Source organism: Pseudomonas sp. GW821-FHT10C09 (genome assembly GCF_059415465.1).
Map to the genome: position 1 here is coordinate 215,205 of NZ_JBWKNG010000009.1, position 24,239 is coordinate 239,443.

The 24,239-nt window shown below is 58.3% G+C and carries 19 protein-coding genes; 18 read left to right on the forward strand and 1 reads right to left on the reverse strand.

Annotated elements, in window-relative coordinates; translation table 11 throughout:
* Window positions 1-11: 11 nt before the first annotated feature.
* From tssH to AC07N8_RS11860, 17 genes are all read left to right on the forward strand, one after another.
* On the forward strand, window positions 12-2,660 hold the full coding sequence (gene tssH, locus AC07N8_RS11780; RefSeq protein ID WP_493143511.1) for a type VI secretion system ATPase TssH: 2,649 nt from the start codon (window positions 12-14) through the stop codon (window positions 2,658-2,660).
* 10 nt (window positions 2,661-2,670) lie between these two features.
* A complete protein-coding gene (locus tag AC07N8_RS11785) occupies window positions 2,671-4,188 on the forward strand; it encodes a sigma-54 interaction domain-containing protein (protein WP_027926320.1) in 1,518 nt (505 codons plus the stop codon).
* Between the two features lie 270 nt (window positions 4,189-4,458).
* On the forward strand, window positions 4,459-4,599 hold the full coding sequence (locus tag AC07N8_RS11790) for a hypothetical protein (protein ID WP_007894589.1): 141 nt from the start codon (window positions 4,459-4,461) through the stop codon (window positions 4,597-4,599).
* Between the two features lie 17 nt (window positions 4,600-4,616).
* On the forward strand, window positions 4,617-5,813 hold the full coding sequence (tagH, locus tag AC07N8_RS11795) for a type VI secretion system-associated FHA domain protein TagH (protein ID WP_123433136.1): 1,197 nt from the start codon (window positions 4,617-4,619) through the stop codon (window positions 5,811-5,813).
* Window positions 5,814-5,818: 5 nt separating this feature from the next.
* Complete coding sequence (gene tssJ, locus AC07N8_RS11800; RefSeq protein WP_493143508.1) at window positions 5,819-6,319, forward strand: type VI secretion system lipoprotein TssJ; 501 nt, start codon at window positions 5,819-5,821, stop codon at window positions 6,317-6,319.
* Window positions 6,320-6,321: 2 nt separating this feature from the next.
* Complete coding sequence (tssK, locus tag AC07N8_RS11805; protein ID WP_483841644.1) at window positions 6,322-7,653, forward strand: type VI secretion system baseplate subunit TssK; 1,332 nt, start codon at window positions 6,322-6,324, stop codon at window positions 7,651-7,653.
* 5 nt (window positions 7,654-7,658) lie between these two features.
* The gene (gene icmH / locus AC07N8_RS11810) at window positions 7,659-8,534 is read left to right on the forward strand and encodes a type IVB secretion system protein IcmH/DotU (protein WP_123433133.1); all 876 of its coding nucleotides are present in this window, start codon (window positions 7,659-7,661) and stop codon (window positions 8,532-8,534) included.
* Between the two features lie 13 nt (window positions 8,535-8,547).
* The gene (tssM, locus tag AC07N8_RS11815; protein ID WP_493143505.1) at window positions 8,548-12,072 is read left to right on the forward strand and encodes a type VI secretion system membrane subunit TssM; all 3,525 of its coding nucleotides are present in this window, start codon (window positions 8,548-8,550) and stop codon (window positions 12,070-12,072) included.
* Complete coding sequence (locus tag AC07N8_RS11820) at window positions 12,072-12,800, forward strand: PP2C family protein-serine/threonine phosphatase (protein WP_123433131.1); 729 nt, start codon at window positions 12,072-12,074, stop codon at window positions 12,798-12,800. Before tssM ends, AC07N8_RS11820 begins: the two co-directional genes overlap by 1 nt.
* On the forward strand, window positions 12,797-13,798 hold the full coding sequence (locus AC07N8_RS11825; RefSeq protein ID WP_493143503.1) for a serine/threonine-protein kinase: 1,002 nt from the start codon (window positions 12,797-12,799) through the stop codon (window positions 13,796-13,798). The genes AC07N8_RS11820 and AC07N8_RS11825 overlap by 4 nt, the downstream gene beginning before the upstream one ends.
* 28 nt (window positions 13,799-13,826) lie before the next feature.
* Complete coding sequence (locus AC07N8_RS11830) at window positions 13,827-15,863, forward strand: type VI secretion system Vgr family protein (RefSeq protein WP_493143501.1); 2,037 nt, start codon at window positions 13,827-13,829, stop codon at window positions 15,861-15,863.
* Between the two features lie 40 nt (window positions 15,864-15,903).
* On the forward strand, window positions 15,904-18,291 hold the full coding sequence (locus AC07N8_RS11835; RefSeq protein ID WP_493143500.1) for a hypothetical protein: 2,388 nt from the start codon (window positions 15,904-15,906) through the stop codon (window positions 18,289-18,291).
* Complete coding sequence (locus tag AC07N8_RS11840; RefSeq protein WP_483841649.1) at window positions 18,278-18,838, forward strand: hypothetical protein; 561 nt, start codon at window positions 18,278-18,280, stop codon at window positions 18,836-18,838. The genes AC07N8_RS11835 and AC07N8_RS11840 overlap by 14 nt, the downstream gene beginning before the upstream one ends.
* Before the next feature lie 177 nt (window positions 18,839-19,015).
* Window positions 19,016-19,477, forward strand: a complete 462-nt coding sequence (locus AC07N8_RS11845) for a hypothetical protein (protein ID WP_483841650.1) — start codon at window positions 19,016-19,018, stop codon at window positions 19,475-19,477.
* Complete coding sequence (locus AC07N8_RS11850) at window positions 19,474-20,562, forward strand: tetratricopeptide repeat protein (protein WP_483841651.1); 1,089 nt, start codon at window positions 19,474-19,476, stop codon at window positions 20,560-20,562. Before AC07N8_RS11845 ends, AC07N8_RS11850 begins: the two co-directional genes overlap by 4 nt.
* Entirely contained in the window at window positions 20,559-21,344 is a 786-nt protein-coding gene (locus AC07N8_RS11855; protein ID WP_493143497.1) for a lysozyme inhibitor LprI family protein, read from the forward strand. Before AC07N8_RS11850 ends, AC07N8_RS11855 begins: the two co-directional genes overlap by 4 nt.
* Window positions 21,274-22,512, forward strand: coding sequence for a hypothetical protein (locus AC07N8_RS11860; protein ID WP_493143495.1), 1,239 nt, complete (start codon window positions 21,274-21,276; stop codon window positions 22,510-22,512). Before AC07N8_RS11855 ends, AC07N8_RS11860 begins: the two co-directional genes overlap by 71 nt.
* A gap of 67 nt (window positions 22,513-22,579) precedes the next feature.
* Here AC07N8_RS11860 and AC07N8_RS11865 read toward each other — a convergent pair whose 3' ends face one another.
* Complete coding sequence (locus AC07N8_RS11865; RefSeq protein ID WP_493143494.1) at window positions 22,580-22,963, reverse strand: DUF6124 family protein; 384 nt, start codon at window positions 22,961-22,963, stop codon at window positions 22,580-22,582.
* 487 nt (window positions 22,964-23,450) lie between these two features.
* On the opposite strand from AC07N8_RS11865, the gene AC07N8_RS11870 reads away from it, so the two are divergent.
* Window positions 23,451-23,840, forward strand: coding sequence for a helicase (locus tag AC07N8_RS11870; RefSeq protein WP_483841655.1), 390 nt, complete (start codon window positions 23,451-23,453; stop codon window positions 23,838-23,840).
* Window positions 23,841-24,239 lie beyond the last annotated feature (399 nt).

Here is a 24,239-nt window from a genome sequence, read left to right on the forward strand (position 1 = left end):
ACAGATGACCAATGATCAACGTAGACCTGCAACAACTTATCCAGGCGCTGGACGCCGAAACCCGTCGTGACCTGGAAAGTTCTGCCGAACGCTGCGTCGCCCGTGGCGGCAGCAAGATCCTCGTCGAAGACTTGCTGCTGGGCCTGCTGGAGCGTCCGCAAGGCCTGCTCGCACGCGCGCTGCAAGATGCCGAAGTGGATGCCGGTGAACTGAGCGCCGCCCTGCAATCGCGGGTCGAACACAGCGCGTCGCGCAACCCGGTGTTTGCCCCGGAGCTGGTGCAATGGCTGCAGGATGCGATGCTGGTGGCCAACCTCGAACTGGGCCAGACCCAGGTCGAACAGGCTGCGCTGATCCTCGCCCTGCTGCGCAACCCGATGCGTTACGCCGGCAGCCGCTACCAGGCGTTGCTGGCCAAGTTGAACATTGATCGCCTGAAAGAATTTGCCCTGTCGCAGAAAGAACAACCGGCCACCGGCAAACCCGCCGTGCCGGGCGAATCGCTGCTGCAACGCTTCACGCACAACCTGACCCAACAGGCCCGCGACGGCAAACTCGACCCGGTGCTGTGCCGCGATGGCGCGATCCGGCAGATGGTCGACATCCTTGCCCGTCGCCGCAAGAACAACCCGATTGTGGTCGGTGAAGCCGGTGTGGGTAAAACCGCGATCGTCGAAGGTCTGGCCTCGCGCATCGCCGCCGGGGAAGTGCCGCAAGTCCTGAAAGGCGTCGAATTGCTGTCGCTGGACATGGGCCTGTTGCAGGCCGGCGCCAGCGTCAAAGGTGAATTCGAACGTCGCCTCAAGGGCGTGATCGACGAAGTCAAAGCCTCGCCGAAACCGATCATCCTGTTCATCGACGAAGCCCACACGCTGATCGGCGCAGGCGGCAATGCCGGCGGTTCCGACGCGGCCAACCTGCTGAAACCGGCGCTGGCCCGTGGGGAACTGCGCACCATCGCGGCGACCACTTGGGCGGAGTACAAAAAATACTTCGAGAAAGACCCGGCGCTGGCCCGTCGTTTCCAACCGGTGCAACTGCACGAACCGACCGTCAGCGAAGCGGTGACCATCCTTCGTGGTCTGGCTCAGGTGTATGAGAAGAGTCACGGCATTTACCTGCGCGATGACGCCGTCGTCTCCGCTGCCGAACTGTCTGCCCGTTACCTCGCCGGTCGCCAACTGCCGGACAAAGCCGTCGACGTACTCGACACCGCGTGCGCCCGCGTGCGCATCAGCCTCGCTGCCGCTCCGGAAAGCCTTGAACGCCTGCGTGGCGAACTGGCTGAAGGCGGTCGCCAACGTCAGGCCCTGCGCCGCGATGCCGAAGCCGGTTTGCTGATCGATCACGAAGCGCTGGACGCACTGGAAGCGCGGCTGGAAGAAGCTGAAGACGAGAGGGCTGCGCTGGAAACCCTGTGGACCGAACAGAAGGCATTGGCCGAACGCCTGCTGGACCTGCGCCAGCAACTGGCCAAGGCGCGTGAAGCCGCTGCCGTCGAACCGACCATCAGCGTTGAAGAAGACGCCGAAGGTACCGTGATCGAAACCCTGCCGGTCGACGAAGCGCAAAGCGTCGCATCGCTGGAAGCCGCGTTGAACGACACTCACAAAGCCCTGACCGAGGCGCAGGTCAAAGAACGTCTGGTGAGCTTCGAAGTGTGCCCGCGTCTGGTCGCCGAAGTGATCAGCGCCTGGACCGGCGTGCCCTTGGCGCAACTGGCCCGCGAGCACAACGCCAAGGTCGCGAGCTTCGCCACCGACCTGCGCACGCGCATCCGTGGTCAGGAGCAAGCCGTTCACGCACTGGACCGCTCGATGCGCGCCACTGCTGCCGGCCTGAACAAACCGGACGCGCCAGTGGGCGTTTTCCTGCTGGTCGGCCCGAGCGGCGTCGGCAAAACCGAAACCGCGCTGGCCCTGGCTGATTTGCTCTACGGCGGTGATCGTTTCATCACCACCATCAACATGTCCGAGTTCCAGGAGAAGCACACCGTCTCGCGCCTGATCGGTGCGCCACCGGGTTACGTCGGTTATGGCGAGGGCGGCATGCTCACCGAAGCCGTGCGCCAGAAGCCGTACTCCGTCGTGCTGCTCGATGAAGTGGAAAAAGCTGACCCGGACGTGCTCAACCTGTTCTACCAAATCTTCGACAAAGGCGTGGCCAACGACGGCGAAGGGCGCGAGATCGATTTCCGCAACACGTTGATCCTGATGACCTCGAACCTGGGCAGCGACCGCATCAGCGAGCTCTGTGAAAACGGCGCACGACCGACCGCCGAAGTACTCGAAGAAACCATCCGCCCGGTCCTCAGCAAACACTTCAAACCGGCGCTGTTGGCGCGCATGCGTGTGGTGCCTTACTACCCGGTCGGCGGCCCGGTGTTGCGCGAGCTGATCGAAATCAAACTCGGCCGTTTGGGCGAGCGCCTGAACCGTCGTCAGCTGGATTTCACTTACTGCCAGAACCTCGTCGATCACTTGGCCGAGCGCTGCACCCAAAGCGACAGCGGCGCGCGCCTGATCGACCACTTGCTCGACCTGCACGTGCTGCCGCTGGTGGCCGACCGTTTGCTCGACGCGATGGCCACCGGTGAAAGCCTCAAGCGTGTGCATGCCACGCTCGACGGTGACGCCAGCGTGACCTGCGAGTTCGCCTGAGGTGGGTGTGATGTTCACTCAAGTGCCGCAACCGCTGGTCTATGCCGAAGCCTTGCTGGCGCAATTCGCCAGCCTGTCGCGCGCGGCGGACGGTGCTGCGCTGCTGGGTGACTTCGTGCGCGGTCTGGCCGAGCTCAGCGGTTGCGAACTGACGCAGCTGTACTTGCTGGACGCGACCCACACTTGCCTGGGGATGAATGCCGAATGCCTGAACGGCATCCTGCAACCCCGGGAAGCGGCGAGCCTGCCGGCGGATTACAACGGTGAACAACTGCTGCAATTCGCCTTGTGCCAGAACCGCGTGGTGAGCCTCAGCGAACTCAGCGGCAGCCTGCACGAAACCAGTTTCCTGCCGCCCCAGGCCACGCCTTGGCAGTCGTTGCTATGCGTGCCGTTGGTCAATCAGCAGAAGTCGGTTGAAGGCTTGCTGCTGTGCGCCAGTCGCCGGCACATCGACCTGCAAGGTTTTGCCGATTCCCTCGGTCAGCTCGGCTCGTTCGTGCTCGGCCAACTGCACCTGCTGCAACGTTTGCGTCAGCCGAGCGGTGTTTCGCGGCCAGCGCCGGTCAGTGTGCCGAGTGCCAGCGGTTATGGCTTGATCGGCAAGAGCTCGGCCATGCGCCAGACCTATTCGCTGATCAGCAAAGTCCTGCACAGCCCGTACACCGTGCTGTTGCGCGGCGAAACCGGTACCGGCAAGGAAGTGGTCGCGCGGGCCATTCACGATTGCGGACCGCGCCGCTCCCAGGCGTTCATCGTGCAGAACTGCGCGGCGTTCCCCGAGAACCTGCTGGAAAGCGAACTCTTCGGCTACCGCAAAGGCGCCTTCACCGGCGCTGACCGCGACCGCGCCGGGCTGTTCGACGCGGCCAACGGCGGCACCTTGCTGCTCGATGAAATCGGCGACATGCCGCTGTCGCTGCAAGCCAAATTGCTGCGCGTGTTGCAGGAAGGCGAGATCCGTCCACTGGGTTCCAACGACACCCACAAAATCGACGTGCGCATCATTGCCGCGACGCACCGGGATTTGTCGGTGCTGGTCAGCGAAGGCAAGTTCCGCGAGGACTTGTACTACCGCCTCGCGCAATTCCCGATCGAGTTGCCGGCCCTGCGTCAGCGCGAAGGCGACATCCTCGACCTGGCCCGGCACTTTGCTGAAAAGGCCTGCTCGTTCTTGCAACGCGATGCGGTGCGTTGGTCCGACGCGGCGCTGGATCACCTGTCCGGGTATGCCTTCCCCGGCAACGTGCGCGAACTTAAAGGCCTGGTCGAACGTGCTGTTCTGTTGTGCGAGGGCGGCGAATTGCTGGCCGAGCATTTCTCCCTGCGCATGGAAGCCATGCCGGAAGACAACAGCCTGAACCTGCGCGAACGCCTGGAGCAGGTCGAGCGCAGCCTGCTGCTCGATTGCCTGCGCAAAAACGACGGCAACCAGACCCTGGCCGCCCGCGAACTCGGCCTGCCACGGCGCACGCTGCTGTACCGCCTCGGGCGCCTGAATATCAACTTGGGTGACTTCGATGGTTAACCCAATGCTGAGCCACGCACGACTTGTGGCGAGGGAGCTTGCTCCCGCTCGATTGCGCAGCAGTCGCAATCCGGTAGCCGCGGTTTGCCTGAATAAACTCGGTAGCTGGTTTTGGGGCTGCTTCGCAGCCCAACGGGAGCAAGCTCCCTCGCCACAGGGGGTTGCGTCCAGATGCCGGGTTAGAGCACTCGGCTTCACCCCAATCAATTTCGATAGCGCCGCCCAATCGGGCCGGCGCTTTGTGCTTTGTCTATCCCTGGAGACCCTCTGATGCCTGTTCGTCACTGGCAAGCCGTCCTGCTGACCCTCGTCGTTCTATGCGGCCTCGGCGGCTGTAGCGGCAATTACAAATACAACGACAACACCTATCGCCCATTGGGTGATCCGCAGGCGGTCAATCGCGGCAAGTGACCGCAAGGAGTATCACCATGGAACTGGTTTTCGAAATGCTCAACACCAAGCAATTCGTGCCCACGGACTTGTGCCAAAAGACCTTTAAACAGGCCGGTGGCGTCATCGGCCGGGGCGAGGATTGCGACTGGATCATTCCGGATCGCAAGCGCCACCTGTCCAACCACCACGCGTTGATCAGCTACCGCGAAGGCACGTTTTTCCTGACCGATACCAGCAGCAACGGTATCCAGAACAGCGAAAGCGGCGCACGCCTGCGCAAGGGCGAAGCCATGCGCATCGAGCACGGCAGCGTCTATGTGCTGGGTGATTTCGAGATCCGCGCGCGGCTGGTGCGTGACCCGGCGACCTTCGACGTCGAAGTCGGCCGTCCGCAAGCGGCAGGCAGCATCATTCCGGATGACGCGTTCCTCGATCTCGACCCGCTCAATGCACTGGATCAGCAAGAACGCGTGTATTCGGAAATCGAGCAATTGATCTCCCCGAGCACCACGATCGAAGACAGCCGTCAGCGCGCCGACTATGCGCGTATCGACATGGAAAGCCTGATGGTCCCGGAGCTGATCAACGCCCCGGTCGAACCTGCTCCGGCCCCAGCGCCGAAAGCGGTCGAACGTCAGAGCGAAGGCTTCTGGGAGCATTTCGGCGCCGCGCTGGGCGTGGACCTCAAAGGCCTCGACCACGACGCCCGCGAAGCCCTGGCGCTGAACGCGGCACGCTTGCTCAAGCAAAGCGTCGGCGGTTTGCAGCAGAGCCTGCGCACCCGCAGCGAACTGAAAAACGAACTGCGGCTGGCCCAGACCACCGTGCAAGGCTCGCAAAAGAACCCGCTGAAATTCGCCGTCGATGCCGGGGAAGCGCTGGGCATTTTGTTGCAGCCGAACAAGCCGGGCCAGTTGCCGGCCGAGCAAGCGATCTCCCGCGCGTTCCGCGATTTGCAGGCGCATCAAGTCGCGCTGCTCACCGCCAGCCGCGCCGCTGTTCGCGGCACGCTGGAGCACTTCTCGCCGCAGCAATTGACCCTGCGTTTCGAGCGCGACAACAAGCCGTTGCTCGCCACTTCCGGCAGTCGCTGGAGAGCCTACGGTCGTTATCACCAGGCCCTGCGTCAGGACGATGACTGGAGCGAACGCCTGCTGGCCCGTGACTTCGCTCAGGCCTACGAAGAGCAGATCCGCCTGATTTCCACCCTACACACCGACCACCAAGGATGATGCGCATGTCTCGCTGCTCGACCGCTTTTTTCAAGACGCTGACGGCGCTCATGGCCCTGGTGCTGTTGGCCGGCTGCTCGTCGCTGTCGCCGTATTCGACAGTCACCAAGCTCAACCTGAAACTGACCGCCAGCGATCAGTTGAACCCGGACCTCAACGGGCGTCCGTCGCCGATTGTCGTGCGCCTGTTCGAGCTCAAGCACCCGGTGACCTTTGAAAACGCCGACTTCTTCAGCCTGTATGAACGCGCCAAGGAATCCCTGGCCCCAGACCTGGTGGCCAGCGAAGAACTCGAACTGCGCCCCGGCGAAACCGTTGAGTTGAAACTCAGCGTGGAGGAGGGCAGCCGCTACGTTGGCGTGCTCGCCGCCTACCGCGACCTGCCGGAAACCAAATGGCGCTACACCGTGCAAATCACCCCGGTGGAAGTCACCGACGCTGACCTGACGCTCGATCAGGCCGGTATCCGCAACAGCCTCGAAACGCTCGCCAAGGCGGATGACTGATCATGAATACCCATAAAGTCATTTGGCAGGAAGGCATGCTGCTGCGTCCGCAGCACTTCCAGCACAACGATCGCTACTACGATCACCAGATGAAGACCCGCACCCAGTTGTTGGGTGGTTATACCTGGGGCTTCCTCAATCTGGACATCGATTTGCAGTTCCTCAACATGGGCAAACTGGTGGTCAGCCAGGCCTCGGGGATTCTGCCGGACGGCAGCCTGTTCGAACTCGGTGGCAACACCGAACCGCTGGCGCTGGACGTACCGCCGAACACCGGCAACACGCCGATCTACCTGGCGCTGCCGCTGGTCACCGGTAACCACATCGAGGCGCGCCGTCCGGAGCAATCCGACGTGCTGGCGCGCTACACCGCGTACGAAGCCGAAGTCGCCGATTCCAACGCCGGTGATGATTCCGCGAGCCAGGTGCGCTGCGGTCGCCCGGACTTCAAATTGCTGCTCGGCGAACAGCAAAGCGATCAGGCCTACGTGAAGCTGAAGATCTGCGACGTGCTCGACACCACGCCCGACGGCGTGATCAGCCTCGACCCGGATTTCGTGCCGACCTACATCCAGGCGCATTCCTCCAGCTACCTGCTGTCTTGCCTCAAAGAAGTGATCAGCATGCTCGGTCACCGCGGCGACACCATCGCCGACCGAATCCGCTCCAACGGCAAGGTCGGTGGCGCGGAAGTCGGTGACTTCATGATGCTGCAACTGATCAACCGCACCGAAATGCTGCTGCGTCACTATCTGGGACTTGAGCAGGTTCACCCGGAAGAGTTGTACCGCACGCTGCTGACCATGCTCGGTGAACTGGCGACCTTCTCCAGCGACAGCAAACGCCCGCGCCTGGACAGCCGTTACCAGCACAGCGATCAGGGCGCGAGCTTTCGCAAGCTGATGGAAGCGATCCGTCAGGTGCTGTCGATGGTGCTGGAACAACACGCCATCGAACTGATCCTGCAGGAGCGTCAGTACGGGATCATCGTCTCGCCGTTGCACGACCACAAACTGCTGGGCTCGGCGTCGTTCGTGCTGGCGGCCAGTGCCAACTGCGACTCCGAAGAACTGCGCCACCGCTTGCCAGCGCACCTCAAGGTCGGCCCGGTCGAGCGCATCCGCCAACTGGTCAACCTGCACCTGCCGGGCATCAAGGTCAAACCGTTGCCGGTGGCCCCGCGGCAGATCGCGTTCCACTCCAACAAAACCTATTTCATCCTCGAACTCAGTTCGGGAGACCTGGCAGACCTGGAGCGCTCCGGCGGCTTCGCGTTCCACGTTTCCGGTGAATTTGCCGAGCTCGAACTGAAATTCTGGGCCATCAGGAACTGACTGAAATGATTAAGGACATGGAACACCATCAGGACGATAAAACCGTCTTGCTCGACCGCCAGGGCCACGGCCCGGCGCAAAGTCCGCTGACCGATTTCGCTGCACCGCCGCGTTTCGAACAGCTCGAAGAACGCATGATCTACGCCGCGCGCCTGCGCCCGGCGGAAGCGTTCAACATCAGCCTCAATTCGCTGGTGGCCGCCGCCTCCGAGCTGCTCTCGGAAGTGGTGCGACTCAAGCACAGCGACACCCGCGAAGACATGTATGCGCTCAACGAGCGACTGACCGCCGGGCTCAAGCTGTTTGAAGTGCGCGCACTGCACAACGGTGCCGAAAGCAGTCAGGTGATGGCCGCGCGTTACGTGCTGTGCACCGTGGTCGACGAAGCCGTCGTGACCACGCCGTGGGGCAACGAAAGCGAGTGGTCGCAGATGAGCCTGCTCAGCAGCTTCCACAACGAAACCTTCGGTGGCGAGAAATTCTTCCAGCTGCTGGATCGCCTGTCGAAAAACCCGGTCAAGCACCTGCCGATGCTGGAACTGATGTACCTGTGCCTGTCCCTCGGTTTCGAAGGCAAGTACCGCGTGCAAGCACGCGGCATGCTCGAACTCGAAGGCATCCGCGACGCCTTGTACCGGCAGATCCGCCAACTGCGTGGCGACGTGCCACGTGAGCTGTCGCCGCACTGGGAAGGCCTGAACGATCAGCGCCGCAGCCTGGTGCGCATCGTGCCGGCGTGGATGGTGGTGCTCTTCACCGTCGTCTGCCTGGTGGTGATGTATTCCGGTTTCGCCTGGGTGCTCGGCGAGCAGCGCGACACCGTTCTGCAACCTTTCCAGCCGCTAGATCCGGCCGCGGTCCAGCCGCAGTCGCAGCCGTAAACAGGGACGTGTCATGAAAAAGTTTTTCAAGAAAGTCGGCGCATTCTTGCGCAAGACCTGGGTCTGGACCTTGCTGGTGGTGCTGTTTGTCGCGCTGCTGGTGTGGTTCGTCGGGCCGCTGCTGGCGGTGGATGACTACAAGTTCTGGGAAGGTTCGACCTCCCGCTTGCTGACCATCAGCGTGCTGTTCCTGATCTGGGGCCTGACCATGGTCTTCGTCAGCTGGCGCGCCGGTGTGCGTAAAAAAGCCGTCGAAGACACCGAAGACGGCCAGGATCGCATCCGCCGCGAAGAGCTGATCGACGAAGAACAGAAAGAGTTGAAGGTGCGTTTCAAGGACGCCCTGAAAACCCTCAAGACGTCGAGCCTGTATCGCGGCCGCAGCGAACGCTGGCGCAGTGATTTGCCGTGGTATTTGCTGATCGGCCCACAGGGCAGCGGCAAGACCAGCCTGCTGGATTTCTCGGGCCTTGAGTTTCCGATCAACAAGATCGACCGCAAACTGACCCGCGACACCCAAGGCACCCGTCATTGCGACTGGTACTTTGCCGACCACGGTGTACTGATCGACACCGCCGGACGTTACCTGACCCAGGCGGATGGCGAAGTCGACGGCAGCGCCTGGAGCACCTTGCTCGACCTGCTGCGCAAGCGTCGCCGCAACCGTCCATTGAACGGTGTGCTGGTGACCATTCCGGTGGAAACCCTGCTGTGCCCTGACGAGAAAGACCTCGAGACCCTGGCCCGCCAGGTGCGTGCGCGCTTGCAGGACGTGCATCAAAAACTCCACGTCGACGTGCCGGTTTACCTGGTACTGAGCAAGGCCGACAAGCTGCTCGGTTTCGACGAGTTCTTCGATCAACTGACCCGCGAAGAAAGCGATCAGGTGCTCGGCACGAGCTTCCGCAAAGAGCAGAGCGGCACCGATGTGACCGTGCTGCGCACCGAGTTCGAAGAGCTGCTGCGTCGCCTCAACAGCCAAGTGATCATGCGCATGCACCAGGAGCGTGACACCCAGCGCCGTGGCCGCATCCTCGACTTCCCGCATCAGCTGGGGCAGATCGGCGAGCGCCTGTGCCTGTTCGTCGACATGGCGTTCACCGGCAACCGCTACCAGCGTGTCAGCCAGTTGCGCGGTTTCTACCTGACCAGCGCACCGCACCTGACCCAGGAAATGGACCAGACCACCGCCGGCATCGGCGCCAATCTGGGCATCAACGCGGGCGTGCTGCCGACGTTGCGCAGCGGCCGTTCACGGTTCATTCACCACTTGCTCAGCCGGGTGATTTTCCCCGAGGCCGATCTGGCCGGTCTGGACAAGCGCGAACGCAGCCGCATCCATTGGGGCCAACGTGCGCTGTATGTGGGCGCGCTGGCGGCATTGGCGTTGTTCGGCATGTTGTGGGCGGGCGGTTTCTCCGCCAACTACGAGCGTCTGGAAAACCTGCGTAACCTCGCGACTAACTGGACGCAGCAGCGCTCAGCCCTGACCGCGCGTGATGATTCCATGGCGGTGCTCAAGCCGCTCGACACGGCCTACGCGGCGACTCAGGTCTTCCCGAAAAAAGGTGACGTGAGTTACCACGAACGTGGCGGTCTGTATCAGGGCGAAGACGTCAATCCAGTGGTCAGGAACGCCTACGAGCATGAGCTTGAAGCGCAACTGCTGCCGAAGGTCGCGACGCTGCTGGAAGGGCAGATCCGCGCCAACATGCACGACCGCGAACGCCTGCTCAACAGCCTGCGCGCGTACCTGATGCTGAACATGAAAGACCGTCGCGACGGCCCGTGGCTCAAGGATTGGGTCGCCACCGAATGGTCCCAGCGTTATGCCGGCAACACCGCCGTGCAGAACGGCTTGAACACGCACTTCGAGCGTTTGCTGCAGCAGCCGTTTATCTATCCGCTGAACGACCAATTGGTGGCTCAGGCCCGTCAGGTCCTGCGCAGCGAATCGCTGGCCAACGTGGTTTACCGGATGCTGCGCGAGCAGGCCCGCAACCTGCCGGAATACCGTCTCAGCCAACATTTGGGCCCACAGGGTTCGCTGTTTGTCGGCACCGATTACGTGATCCCGGGCTTCTACACCCAGCAGGGTTATCAGCAGTATTTTTCGGTTCAGGGCAGTGCACTGGTCACCGATATCCTGCGTGACAACTGGGTGCTGGGCGAAGGCTCGGGCATCAGCGGCATGGACTTGCGTCGCCTGATGGTCGAACTGGAGCAACTGTACTTCCGCGACTACGCCAACTTCTGGAGTGAAGCGGTCGGCCAGGTAGCGTTGCCACCGATCAGCGACTTCAGTGAAGGCGCCGAGCAACTGGCGGGCCTGACCTCGGCCAACTCGCCGGTGCTGCAACTGCTGGTGGAAGTGCGCGAGAACACGCGCTTCCCGGCGGCCGCCGACAACGCTGAAGACGCTGCCGATGCAGCCGGAAAACTGGCAGAGAAGGGCGGCAAGCTCGGCAAACTCGCGGCAGCTGCGGCGGATAAAGCTGCGGATATGACCAAGAACCTGCCAGACACCGCGAAGAAATCCCTGCAACGTCGCTTCGAACCGCTGCACCGTTTGCTGGATGACAACAACGGCCCAGCCGCTGATTTGACCCCGGCCCTGACGGCGCTCAACGACCTGCAAATGCAGCTGGCGAGCCTGGCGCGCGCCAGTTCTCCAGAGCAGGCCGCGTTCGAAATGGCCAAGACCCGCATGAGCGGCCAGCGTGATGCGCTGAGCGCCCTGCGCAATGCCTCCAACCGCGTGCCGCGTCCGGTCAGCGTGTGGTTCAACGTGCTGGCCGAAGACACCTGGCGCCTGGTGCTCAACGATTCCTACCAGTACCTGAACCAGCGTTATCAGAGCGAGCTGTACAGCTTCTATGGCAAGGCGATCAACAAGCGTTATCCGTTCAGCGCCCACAGCACCAGCGACGTGGCGATCAGCGACTTCCGCGAGTTCTTCAAGGCCCAGGGCATCAACGACCGCTTCTTCGACACCTACATGCGTCCGTTCGTGAGCGGTGATCCGGGCAACTTCCGTCTGCGTGTCATCGACGGTCACAGCCTGCCGATCTCCAAGGTCTACCTCGACCAGATGGCCGCGGCACAAGTGATTCGCCAGAGCTTCTTCTCGATCAACCCGGCCGAGCCGCAAGTGCAGTTCAAACTGGAGCCGTACACCCTCGACCCGGCCGTCAGCCGTTCCGAGTTCAAGTTCGGCGACAAGACCATCGAGTACCGCCATGGCCCGATTGTGCCGGTGTCGTTCAAATGGCCGACCGACGCTGAAGACGGTCGCACCAGCCTGGTCCTCGACAAAATGGCCGGCCGCCCGATCGGTATCGAAAAGAACACTGGCCCATGGTCGCTGTTCCGTCTGTTCGACCTGATGCAGACCGAGTACCTGAGTGGTCGCGACGTGCTGGTATTGAAGGCTGACGTCGGTGGCCTGCGCGCCAATTACCTGCTCAGCAGCCAACGCACGCCGAACCCGTTCGACATGGGCGTGCTGCGCACCTTCCGTATGCCGGTGCAGCTCTGATGCTGGTTGCCAGTCCCTGGCGCAGCGCTGCGCGTACCGACGCCGGCAAGGTTCGGGCGCGCAACGAAGACGCCTTTCTCGACTGTCCACAGCAGGGGCTGTGGGTGGTCGCGGACGGCATGGGCGGTCATCAGGGTGGCGACATCGCCAGCCAGTTGATCGTCGCCAGCCTGGCGGAATTGCCGGTGCAGGATGATTTCGACGAACGCCTCAAAGGCATTCGCCAGTGCCTGCACTGGTTGAACCGCCGCTTGGGCCAGGAGTTGACCGTCACCGCCGGGCGCCACGACAGCATCATGGGCAGCACCGTGGTGGCGCTGCTGGTGGACGGCAATCGCGCGGCCTGTATCTGGGCCGGCGACAGCCGTTGCTACCTGTGGCGCGGCCAGCGTTTGTATCAACTGTCCAAGGACCATTCGCTGCAACAGCAACTCATCGACGAGCAAAACATGAGCATCGAAGACGCCAAGGCTCATCCTGCCGCCCATGCCCTGACCCGTGCGGTCGGGGCGGCCGAGCAGTTGACCCTGGACGTGCTCGAACTCGAGGTCTATCCCGGCGATGCGTTTCTGTTGTGCAGCGATGGTTTGTACAACGGGCTCAGCAGCGATGCCTTGGGCAACGCCCTGAGCCTGACCGCGCCGCACGTTGCGCTGGAGCGTCTGTTCGATGGCGCCCTGCGTGGCTCGGCGCGGGACAACCTGACTGCCGTGGTGATCCGCCAATGACCCAACTCATGCCGCCGCTCGACGACCTGCTGGTGAGCGACGAAGAAGTCAGCGACCTGACTTATTTCGCGTTCGCCAAGCCGCATAAAGCTGAGCCCGCGCTGGCGCCGACCAAGGCCAGCATTGGCGAAATGCCGGACGTACTCGCGGGCCGTTACCGCATCGAGCGCCTGCTCGGTGCCGGCGGCATGGGCGCGGTTTACCGCGCACGGGATTTGCTGAGCGAACAGTTCGGCGATCCCGACCCTTACATTGCGCTGAAAATCCTCAGCGAAGAATTTGCCGAATCGCCGGATGCCAGCGCCTTGCTCTACAGCGAGTTCGCCCTGACCCGGCGCCTGCGCCACGACAACGTGCTGCGTTTACACAGCTTTGACGTGGACACCGACTGCCAGCGCGCCTTCATCACCATGGAACTCATGCGTGGGCTGACCCTGGACAAATTACTCTGCGAGCGGCCCCTGGGCCTGCCGTGGAAAGAACTGCGAGACATCGCGCTGCCGCTGCTCGACGCGCTGGCCTACGCCCACTCGCGCGGCGTGCTGCACGGCGACATGAAACCGAGCAACGTGATGCTCAGCGAAGAAGGCGTGCGCCTGTTCGACTTCGGCCTCGGCCAGGCTGTGGAAGGCATCCTCCCCGGCCTGCCGCACCTGAGCCGCGACCGCTTCAACGCCTGGACCCCCGGCTACGCCGCCCCGGAACTGCTCGAAGGCCAGCCGCTGACCGCCAGTGCCGACGTGTATGGCGTGGCCTGCGTGCTCTACGAACTGGCCGGCGGCAAACACCCGTTCCGCCGCTTGCCCTCGACCGAGGCCCGCGACGGCCAGCTCGAACGCGAGCTGCACCCGCCGCGCAACCTGCCCAAACACTGCTGGCCAGCCCTGCGAACGGCGCTGGCTTTCGATGCCGCCAAGCGCACCATCACCGCCGCCCAATTGCGTGACGCCCTGGGCGCCACTTTGTCTTTGCTGCAACGCCTGCGATTTGGGGCGTAACGGATGACCACCGAACAGGGAGCAAGCAATGTTCAACCCGTCTAACGAAACGCATTTCAGCCTGACCGTTGAAGACTATGCAGGCGACCTGCAAGTGCTGTCGTTCACCGGCACCGAGGGCATCAGCCAGCCGTATCGCTTCGAGCTGGAACTGGTCAGCGAAAACCCCGATCTGGACCTGGAAAAACTCCTGCACAAGCAGGCTTTTTTGGCGTTCGATCCACAAGGCTCTGGCATCCACGGCCAGATCTACCGCGTCGCCCAAGGTGACGCCGGTAAGCGCCTGACCCGCTACAAAATCTCCCTGGTGCCGCACCTGCAATACCTGCATCACCGCACCAATCAGCGCATCTACCAGCAGATGTCGGCGCCGAAAATCATCGCGCTGATCCTCGAAGAACACGGCATCAAGGGCAACGCCTACCGCTTCCAGCTCAGCCAGCCGTGCCCGGACCGCGACTACTGCGTGCAGTACGACGAAACCGACCTGCACTTCGTCCAGCGGTTGTGCGAAGAAGAAGGCATTCACTACCACTTCCAGCACAGCGCAAAAGCCCACCTGCTGATGTTCGGCGACGACCAGACCGTGTTCCCGAAACTCGGGCAGCCAACGGCGTACGTGCAAGGCAGCGGCATGGTTGCCGACGAGCCGGTGATCAAGGGCTTCAAACTGCGCTTGGAAACCCGCACCAGCCGCACCACCCGCCGCGACTACGACTTCGAAAAACCACGCCTGCAACTTGAAGCCGCGTACAAACCCGACGGCGCGAGCACCGAGCCAGACCTCGAAGACTACGACTACCCCGGCCGCTTCATCGACCGCGCGCGCGGCAAATTCCTCAGCCAGCGCGCCCTCGAACGCCACCGCGCCGACTACCGCCAGGCCGAAGGCAAAAGCGATCAGACCACCCTCGTCAGCGGCCACTTCCTGGAAATGTCCGACCACCCGCGCACCGAGTGGAACGACCTCTGGCTGCTCACCGAAATCTTTCACGAAGGCAAACAACCGCAAGTCCTCGAAGAGTCCGTGACCAGCGACACCACCGACAATAAAGACGACTTCCACCAGGGCTACCGCAACCGCTTCCTCGCCACCCCGTGGGACGTGTTCTATCGCCCGGCGCTGGAACATCCGAAACCCCGCGTCCTCGGCAGCCAGACCGCCATGGTCACCGGGCCTAAAGGCGAAGAAATCCACTGCGACCAGTACGGTCGCATCAAAGTGCAATTCCACTGGGACCGCGAAGGGTTGGCTGATGACAAAACCAGCTGCTGGATGCGCGTCTCCAGCTCTTGGGCCGGCGACCGCTACGGCGCCATCGCCATTCCGCGGATTGGCATGGAAGTGCTCGTCACCTTTCTCGAAGGCGATCCCGATCAGCCGTTGGTGACTGGGTGCCTGTACCACAAGGAAAACCTCGTTCCCTACGACCTGCCGGCGAACAAGACTCGCAGCGTGTTCAAAACCCTCAGTTCACCGGGGGGCGGTGGGTTTAATGAACTGCGCATTGAAGACAAGAAAGGTGCCGAGCAGATCTTTATTCATGCCCAGCGGGATTGGGATGAAAACATTGAGCACGATCAGAAGATTCGCGTGGGAAATGAGCGCCACGACACGGTGGTGAAGAACACCTACACCGAGCTTAAGGCTGAAGAGCATCGCACCACGATTGCGGATCGTAAGGTTGAAACGCGGCTGGATGATCACCTGACGATTGGGCAGAACCAGCATGTGAAGTTGGGGACTGCGCAGCTGACTAGCGTTGGGAAAGAGATTCATGTGAAGGCGGGGGCGAAGATTGTTATCGAGGCTGGCAGCGAACTCACCATTTTGGGGGGAGGGAGCTTTATCAAGCTGGATGCCGGTGGGGTGACGGTGGTTGGGCCGGTGGTGAAGATCAATGCGGGTGGGTCGGCGGGGAATGGGACGGGGATTGGGATTAAACCGCCGGTACTGCCGGGGGCTGCGGATAAGGATAAGGCGGGGAGTTTGATGGATCAGGCGTTGGGGAATGCTCCGCAGGAGAAACTCAAACCTACAGTCGATTACCCTTTCTCGTTATGAACGGAATAACAAGCGCCAACATGGACAAGGAATTTTCAAAATGATCATTAGCCCTCCCTTTATTCCTGCTCCAGTTGCGGGAGAAACCGACGATGCTTATCTGGCGCGCGCCATGGTTGGTGGTGTTCCTGGTGACGGTGGTTATCCACTTAGTTTTGATCTTAATTGGCACGGTGGTATGCATCTCACTGCTCCTCAAGAGGGAGGGAAAGCTATTCCCGTTCGCGCTATCTCCGATGGGACACTGGCGTATTTTCGCAGTCCTGCCCCCGTGAATCCCGCGCCGGATCATGCGCTTAACTTTCGGGGTGGCTGGACCGACAACGGTTGTATCGTTCTACGCCACGAAACAGAGGTTGGCGAGGGAGCTCAGTCGAAAGTCGTTTTCTATTCAATCTACATGCACCTGTCGAAGATCAATTTGACCCCGCTACAAATAGGAGCAACTGTCCTCCGAAAAGACGCTATTGGCGAAGCGGGCAGCATCTACGGTAAAGAGGGGCGAATCCATTTCGAGATCATTGCGGATCCGAGCCAGATAGCCAACCTGACGGGTAGAGCGACTCGGGACCTTAGCTACCAGTCCAATAACGGGCGGACGGACAGCTGTTGGGGCGATATGTATTTTTTTGTCCCCCCTGAGGTTCTTTTTTACGGCGCCGCTCCTCCTGATCGTCGCCAACCGCTGAACAACGGCCCGGTAGTTTACCGTCCCCCAGCGATGCCCTCTAATCCACCGATCCAAGAAGGTGGTAGCTCAGCATCTTCCACAGGTACCCCTGCGACAATAGACGGGTATGAGCCGGCTGTAGCTTCGCAGCTTCAGGAAGGCATCTTCGTACGTATGCACTTTGAAAAAGGCCAATGCACGCTAACGTCTTTTTACATTAGTGGAGTAGAAATAGGCGCGCAGCACGAGGAGGCTGAATACGAGTACAAGCTGTACGACAAAGCCAAGCAATATTACCCGCAGTCCCCAAGCGCTGGTTATGAACTGTTGCGTTTCGGCAGAGTGCTAGGTCCAGACGTGCTTCAGCCTCTCGATGCTGCACACTGGCGCCAGATCAAGTTTCCTGGCAAGGCCGGTGAACAGAGCAAGGTTGGTTGGGTCAATCTGAACGCAGCCAGCGTTACGAAATTCAGCGATGCGGATTTCCCGCATTGGCAGGGTTGGCACCTTGTAGATGACGATACGGATACGGACAGTCATTGCCAGTCTGATTTCATCAGGAGCTTGCTGGGGTTTAGCTCAGGTTCAATTCAGCCTGGAAATGGTGCTGTGAGCATGGCAAATTCACCTGGCTACGCAGTTCTTTCAGAGGAAGAAAAACAGAATCTTTCGGAACGCTATACAAACGAGCATGAACTGAGTATGTCCCGCTTGCGCTCAGCGGAAACACAGCAACGTATTAAGCGCTTGGTTTGTAAGTTTCCGAGTGAGTGGACTTCGAGTGATTTCGATACCCGCTATGGGTGGTTGCTTAAAGTGGCGGATGGTGGCCCGATGCCTCAGGATCAATTTGACAAAATAAAAATTCATCAGAAAGAGTTGGCGTTCTGGGAACAGGCAAACCTGGCTGGTATCGAGAGCAAGCATTGGCATTTTCCGCCCGCAGAGTTTATTCGGGTTTTTAGGAGGTGCGGTTGGTTTAGTAGTGATGAACTTATGAGAGTTTTGAAGCAGGCCCCGTCTGTCGGAAAGCAGAGAGCTGCTGCTTTAAGAGTTCCAACGAATAAAATGTTGAATAAGTATTTGCTCAGTAGCTCTAAGCTCAGAGTGGGGCACTTCTTTGCTCAAGTTGGAATAGAGACAGGCTGGTGGCAATATCGGGAAGAAAATGGTGAGGAGCCCTACTTCAGAAAGATGTACGAAATTATGACCCCGAGTGAAGCTGGAACTGAATATGATAGGGCGGTAAGCCTGAATCGTGATCTGCCATCAGGTCAACGACCGGTTGAGCTTCCTAACCCTGGACCGAATCCAAAGCCTACAATAAATCGACCAAATTACATGGCTACACGGCCAAGCAAGATAGCAACAAAGGCTGCTGGTATGGATAACGGAGTCGCTAATTCGTCGAATGGTGGGGCAGTTGGCGATGGTTTCAGATTTCATGGTCGAGGTTTTTTGCAAATTACAGGAAGACGTAATTACAAAAGTTATGAAATGTATCGGGGGAAAAATTTTACAGTGGATCCTAATCCCTCACTTCTCTCTTCGGACGATTACAATGCTTGCGACGCATCTGGATTTTTTTGGTCTAGAGAAAAGATAAATAAACGTGCAGACGAAGGGGCGGCCCCAGAAAACTGCAAAGTGGTTGGGTCTATCATTAACAGGGGAAGCCCCAACAAAGTTCCTTTGCATGATACTGAAAGGAAGGCTGCGTTTGAACAAATTTGGGGTGTGCTTAATGAGAAAGTTTAAATTGTCTTGTGTTATTTTGAGTCTGATGTGCTCCGCATTGTTTTTTGGAGGTGTTACTGCTGAAGAACAAAAATGCGGATTCAATGATTTACCAGCGGACTTCGAGATTGCCGAATGCTATAAAGATAATGGTGTGGACGTAGTAAAGCTAGTTTCTTCCAGTTTGTCTTCCACCGCTACGGCTTTCGATAGTCTTCCTACTGTTTTTGCTCGTGGGCGTGATAGGGGAAATGTTTTAAGTAAGTTGGCTGTTGGTAGTCATCCGCCATACAATGGTTTGATTAAACTCCCGGATCCTGAGTCGATAATTGAAATTTCTGATGCGCCTGCATCAGCTAGGTCAAAAATGGCACAAAATGGATGGAGTCTGTTAGATATGAAGGTCGTTGTATATAAGGGGCCGCAGGACAATGATGGATATATTCTCGTTTGTAGCACGCTTGAGCGCGACAGAAGTGAAGAGGTTATTTTTGTATCTCAGTGCAATAATTTTTATGAGGATGATATATCCAAGCTAAAAAAAGTTCTCCTATCGATAGACGGTTAATCGACTAGAAAAGAAAATAGGACCGATTTATTTAAGACTTGCTTGGTGAAATAGATATTAAGCGATATGGGGGCGAATCTATTTTTATAAAAAAGCGCCTCGATGCGCCAAGGCTTATTTCTTTGGGTGTATTTAAAAAGTAGTAAATAATAATCCTCCGGAAACCAAGGAGTTGAGTTGTGCGAAGCCTTCAACGGAATGAAGTCAGAGGTGTTTGTGAAGAAGTTTTTTTTAGCGCTGTTACTCGCCTGCCCGCTGACAGCTTACAGCGAGGTTTCCACGGAGATCTATTGTTTCCAATCTCTGGGAGGCAACAGCATCAAATTTGAGTTCAGAAGCTATTACGATTCGGTCGCTAAATGGAGCGGTGCGAGCGTTAAGTACAGCAAGTCAAAGGAGGCTATTACTCTCGCCTACCGAGGCTCTGAGGAGGAAGTAATGGACCCGGATCGGCCGTCTCAATTTACGACCACTTGGGTAGAAGTCTCTAACGGCGTGGTGACAGGGTATTATGAAATGGTCAGCCAAGGTGCCCGTATCTATGGGATGACCTATACCAATTATAAAACTAAAGCGGTGTATTCGTTTCAGTACGATATGAATATGGATCCGTCTCCTGAGATGGGTTGTCAGTGGTGAAGATATTTACAGTCAATAAATTGAAATTTTCGATTTTCTTGTGGGTGATTTGTTGTTCTAGTGCGGGTGCCGCGCCTCAGGTCATCAAGAAGATTCCGGCCAAATTATTGGGTGATGCATCCCGTCAAAACGTTTTTGTGCTAACCGGGGATGCTGGCGAGGCGTATCACCGACTGCTGATCTCGCCTGAGCAAGGAGCCAGTGATGACATTCTGTTGGACACATCCACGGCTTTGCCGTTGATCAAGAGCCAATACTCGGCGGTCATGAGTGAAGGTTTCAGCGTCAATGTGATCAATAGTCCGGCGGGTGTCCTTAAGGTTGTTGATGTGCAGGGGGAAACCGTATCAGTCAAGCAGCCTTCCGCTGAAGCCGGGGACGCGCTTGTGCTGGTCAGCAACGAAGAAGATAACGGCGTTTACAACTTCAATCTGGTCTTTCGCTACAACAAAAACTCAAAACAGTTTGAGTTGAAAAACGTGTTGCAGGTAACGAACAACGATGCCTGTGATCGCTCCGTTGTCAGTGTTGAAGAAACCCCCAAAAGCTTGATCGGTGAAACGGCGTTGGCGTCTTTCAATGGGCGCAAGGTATTTGATCAGCTGCATGATCTGCACGTTCAGCGACCGGCCGAGGGCTACCAAAAACTGATGATGTCGGATATCGCGTACCAGTTGGATCAGGCTCTGGCGCTGTATCGAAAAGGGCAGATTGAGGCCGTTTCGAAGGTGATGGCGAACTTTCTGATGGATGGGGGCGAAGGCCACTGCTATCCGCACAGCTACATCGCGCAAAAGTATTACTTCGCTCAAACGCCAGCCTGGTCTAACGATGTCGGTTTTCTATTGGGTGAGTCCGGCTATTACGATGAGTCCATTGAGCTGTTGAACGCGGTTATTGCCCGAAATCCCACCAGAACCGTTGCCTATCTGAATCTCGCGGACAGTTACTGGGGTGTGAATGATAAAGCGCGGGCGGCGCAGGCTTACAAGCAGTACACCTCGCTAATGTCCGGAGAGGGCAAGGCGCAAAAGATTCCGCAACGCGCAGTTGAGCGATCTGTCATTCAAGGAATGAAGAAGTGAGCGTGATTAAACCTATTGCCGTGTTTTTGCTGGGGCTGTTGTCGATTTCAAAGTCGTTTGCCGGGGTTAATTGCAAAGAAGTCAGCATCAGTGCGCAAGTTGACCAGTGCGCTGAGATGGCGATGAAGGAAGCGGATTCCCAATTGAACAGCCACTATCACCAATTGATGGCGCGGCTCGAAACTCAGTATCAGAGCCAGTCGGAGTTGGGTGCGGCCTATCTGGCAAAGGTAAAGGAAGCACAGCGCGCGTGGGTCAAGCAGCGGGACGCGAACTGCGCCGTGGAAGCTTTTGAAATTGAAACAGACAGGCCCGCTCATGCGACGGTCGTGAATAACTGCATCACCCGGATGAGTCAGGAGCGTTCGGTCGAGTTAGACAAGATCGCGCCGTCGGCAACGGGCCACTCGACCGATAGCGGCGAAGTAGCCAGTGTTGCTTGTCCCTCGAGTGATTTTGCCGCTTTTCTTGAAACCTTTTCCGAGCGAGTAGACGTGCAAAAAGCATTCGTCCAACAGCCGCTGAAATTGGGCACTACCGTGGCGGGAGATCCTGAGCCTGAGATGGAAAAGCGCAGCGTCAGCGGCGACCAGATCAAGTTTCCGCTCATTCCGGATCGCGTGAAACGAGAGGCCGACGGGTTGACGTTGACCGTCAAGGAAGAGCAGGGCAATAGCGCCACGGCGATCCTGCAAAAGCCGGATACCGACTATGTTCTCGAGTATCGGTTTGTTCGTGGGCAATGTTGGCGGCTTAAAGCGGTTTTGGATTTTTCGCTTTAAGAAAGCAGATAGCGATTCCGATTGTTCTGTCAGGGCTGTACTCATAAACAGGGAAGCTATGTTGAAAAGACTTTTCTTGGCGGCGTTATTGTTGGTTTCTTTGCCTGCGGTTGCAGAGCCGATGTTCCCGTCACTCAAGTCCTGCACGCAAGCCGGTAGCAATTGCGCATTGGTGTTGGATGCTAACAACTATCTGGTGGATGCCGATTCCGGTGACAAGCTATCCGACACGGCAGAGTCGGTCGGGGCCATGAATTCTTTCGAGCTGTATCGCGATGGTGATCGGTACATTTTGGAAAACGAGAATTTCTCCCAAGCGAAGTCTCGTCGCTGGGTGGTTTTTGACTATGACAGTGGAAGAGTAGCGCTTGAGGGCGCATATGTTTTCTCGATAGATATCAATCCGAGTACGGGGCCGTATTGGCACGGCTACGACTGCCGCGCCGATGCCAAGCTGTTTGCCCGACCTTCAGTTGATTCGTTCAGTGATGCCGCTTTGCAGGAGTTATGCGGTGATGCGGAGGGTTTGGTTGTCTCTGGGCAGGACTCTGGCGTGACCGTGCCCACCAAAGGGTTGACTGTCAGTGTTCCCGTTTACAACGCTCGTAACCGTGATGGTTTCGCGACTTACCTGTTTGTTGGAAGCGAGGAACCGGATCTTTCGAAGTTGGCTTGTCTAACCAATTGTGTCTCCGGCGCACAACTGCAAGAGCAAGTTCCGGTAAAGAGTCCGTCCTTGAATGACGAGCAGAATGAAACGTTGTGCTCCGCAGACGAAGATATTTATTTCAGTTGTCCATTGACGGGAGGAAAGACGGTTTCCGTTTGTGCGCAGGGAAACAACAAGCCCGCTGCCGGTTCTGTTCAGTACCGTTACGGCGTTCCGGGAAAAATAGAAATGCTCTTCCCGCAGAAAAGTGCACCTCCCAAGGGCAAGTTTTTCGTGGTGAATGCGTCGGAAGGTAGCGTCAACCTGGACATCATCAAGTTCAAAAAGGGGCTCTATACCTACCTCGTTAACCAAGCCTTCGTGAGTAATCTGACAGTTCTCAAGGATGACAAGGTTATATTCCGGCAGTCCTGTGGCGCGAGCAGCTATGCCTTCGTAAGTCGGTCCGCAAGGCAAGGAATAGAAGCGCAGCCTAAAAGTGCTGAAGACTTTCGCTAGTTAAGATAGCTTGGCAAAGGAACGCAGAAAGGGGACTCAACGTCCCCTTTTTCTATTCGCGGTTTCGTTACACCTTCGTCCGATGCACCGCCGGATTCGACGAATCAATATGATCCAGCGCTCGCTCCACCAACAGCCGAACCCCATCCGACATTCTGCTGATCGCCAGTGCTACTGAGCGCAGCGTACCTTCCACATCGTCGGCCAGGTTGGCGGCGATGGCGCTGATGGACAGCAGGTCTTCCGAGGCGTTGGCCAGGAGGGCTTCGGTGTCGATGTCGGGGGAAACGGTGAAGAGGTTGCCTTTACGCGGCTTGGGCTTCTCGCTGGGCGTTGGGGCGAAATGGTGGTTGAGGGCGCGTTCGGCGGCTTCGTGGAGTTTCTTCGAATCGAGGGATTCGTAGGGGGATGTGTCTTCGTGTTCTGGTGGATTCGGTGTTGGCTTGATCATTGATGTAGCTCCTGGAATTAAGAGACTGACACCGTTTCGCTTTGCACTTCGAAAGTGGTGGCAGCTGTGCGTTGGTGTGCAAGACCGATCCAGGAACCGGCAGACCCGAAGGTCTCCGACGCACAGCTGCCATAACGATCCGCGAGCATAGGAAAACGCTCGACGAATAGCCATAAGCAATTGTGTACCTGGAGGCGGACTTGCACGTCCGTATCACCGATTTTGCGGCGACCAACAAAGACTATCGGCCGAGCGCAAAGCTGCCTAGTTCACGAACACCCCCACGTGTTGAAGGAAACTTCCGATAGCGTCGAGCGTAGAAACACCAAATCTTCCACGCTTTTAAACACACACGTTTCGTCAATGACTTGGTAGTCATCAGCGTCAAAAAGCGCGTCATCTTCTTCTAACGCATCGCGATGCTGTCGTTATCGTCTGAAGCCGCTACACTGCGCCGGCCGTTCATTTTCCTTTTGAGGCTGTGCGCATGAAATTTCGTTTTCTTCTGTGGATGCTGGGTTTGTTGATGGGTAAGGCCAGCCGGACTAATCCTGCGTTTCAGCAGCAGTTGGGTGACAAGGAATTGGTGTTTCAGCTACAGACCCAGGACGGGAAGGTGGCGCGGCATTTCTTTGTGAAGGACCAGCGGATTACCAGCAAATCGGGTGTGTATGCCGAGCCGGCGTTTGCGATTGCGTTTAAAGATGCGGCGTATGGCTTTGCCACGATGCAGGCGAAGAACAAGCAGTTGGCGTTTATGCAGGGGATTCAGGACAAGTCGATTCAGATCAAAGGGAATCCGGCGTTGGTGATCTGGTTTCAGGGGCTGACCAAGTATTTGAAGCCGCGGAAGGCGAAGGCTAAGGCAAAGGCTTGAGTCGAGTGACTGACATTGTGGTGAGGGGGCTTGTCGGAACGCCGCACCGTCCCGTTGGGCTGCGAAGCGGCCCTAAAGCCTGAGTTCGGGGTGTGTCAGGCAGACGTTGTTGGCTGGGTTGCGACTGCTGCGCAGCCGAGCGGGAGCAAGCTCCCTCGCCACAGTGGGTGTGGTGATTCAGAGATACCGAGTTGGATTCATCGCGAGCAGGCTCACTGCTACAGGGGGTTGTGGTGGTGCAGGTAGATCGGCGGTGGATTCTTCGCGAGCAGGCTCGCTCCCACAGGGATCTTTGTGATCCTGTGGGAGCGGGTTTTTTTAGGGTTCTTCACGGAATCCCGGGAAACACAGAAACAAGAACGCCGATTTGATTGATGATGTTCGTGCGAGCAAACACAT

Bases quoted from the DNA above. Each gene is read 5' to 3' on its own strand.
- tssJ (WP_493143508.1), top strand. From the start codon at position 5,819: ATGTCTCGCTGCTCGACCGCTTTTTTCAAGACGCTGACGGCGCTCATG.
- AC07N8_RS11835 (WP_493143500.1), top strand. From the start codon at position 15,904: ATGATCATTAGCCCTCCCTTTATTCCTGCTCCAGTTGCGGGAGAAACC.
- AC07N8_RS11840 (WP_483841649.1), top strand. From the start codon at position 18,278: ATGAGAAAGTTTAAATTGTCTTGTGTTATTTTGAGTCTGATGTGCTCC.
- AC07N8_RS11785 (WP_027926320.1), top strand. From the start codon at position 2,671: ATGTTCACTCAAGTGCCGCAACCGCTGGTCTATGCCGAAGCCTTGCTG.
- AC07N8_RS11820 (WP_123433131.1), top strand. From the start codon at position 12,072: ATGCTGGTTGCCAGTCCCTGGCGCAGCGCTGCGCGTACCGACGCCGGC.
- AC07N8_RS11790 (WP_007894589.1), top strand. From the start codon at position 4,459: ATGCCTGTTCGTCACTGGCAAGCCGTCCTGCTGACCCTCGTCGTTCTA.
- tssM (WP_493143505.1), top strand. From the start codon at position 8,548: ATGAAAAAGTTTTTCAAGAAAGTCGGCGCATTCTTGCGCAAGACCTGG.
- tagH (WP_123433136.1), top strand. From the start codon at position 4,617: ATGGAACTGGTTTTCGAAATGCTCAACACCAAGCAATTCGTGCCCACG.
- tssH (WP_493143511.1), top strand. From the start codon at position 12: ATGATCAACGTAGACCTGCAACAACTTATCCAGGCGCTGGACGCCGAA.
- AC07N8_RS11865 (WP_493143494.1), bottom strand. From the start codon at position 22,963: ATGATCAAGCCAACACCGAATCCACCAGAACACGAAGACACATCCCCC.
- tssK (WP_483841644.1), top strand. From the start codon at position 6,322: ATGAATACCCATAAAGTCATTTGGCAGGAAGGCATGCTGCTGCGTCCG.
- AC07N8_RS11830 (WP_493143501.1), top strand. From the start codon at position 13,827: ATGTTCAACCCGTCTAACGAAACGCATTTCAGCCTGACCGTTGAAGAC.
- AC07N8_RS11870 (WP_483841655.1), top strand. From the start codon at position 23,451: ATGAAATTTCGTTTTCTTCTGTGGATGCTGGGTTTGTTGATGGGTAAG.
- AC07N8_RS11860 (WP_493143495.1), top strand. From the start codon at position 21,274: ATGTTCTCGAGTATCGGTTTGTTCGTGGGCAATGTTGGCGGCTTAAAG.
- icmH (WP_123433133.1), top strand. From the start codon at position 7,659: ATGATTAAGGACATGGAACACCATCAGGACGATAAAACCGTCTTGCTC.
- AC07N8_RS11825 (WP_493143503.1), top strand. From the start codon at position 12,797: ATGACCCAACTCATGCCGCCGCTCGACGACCTGCTGGTGAGCGACGAA.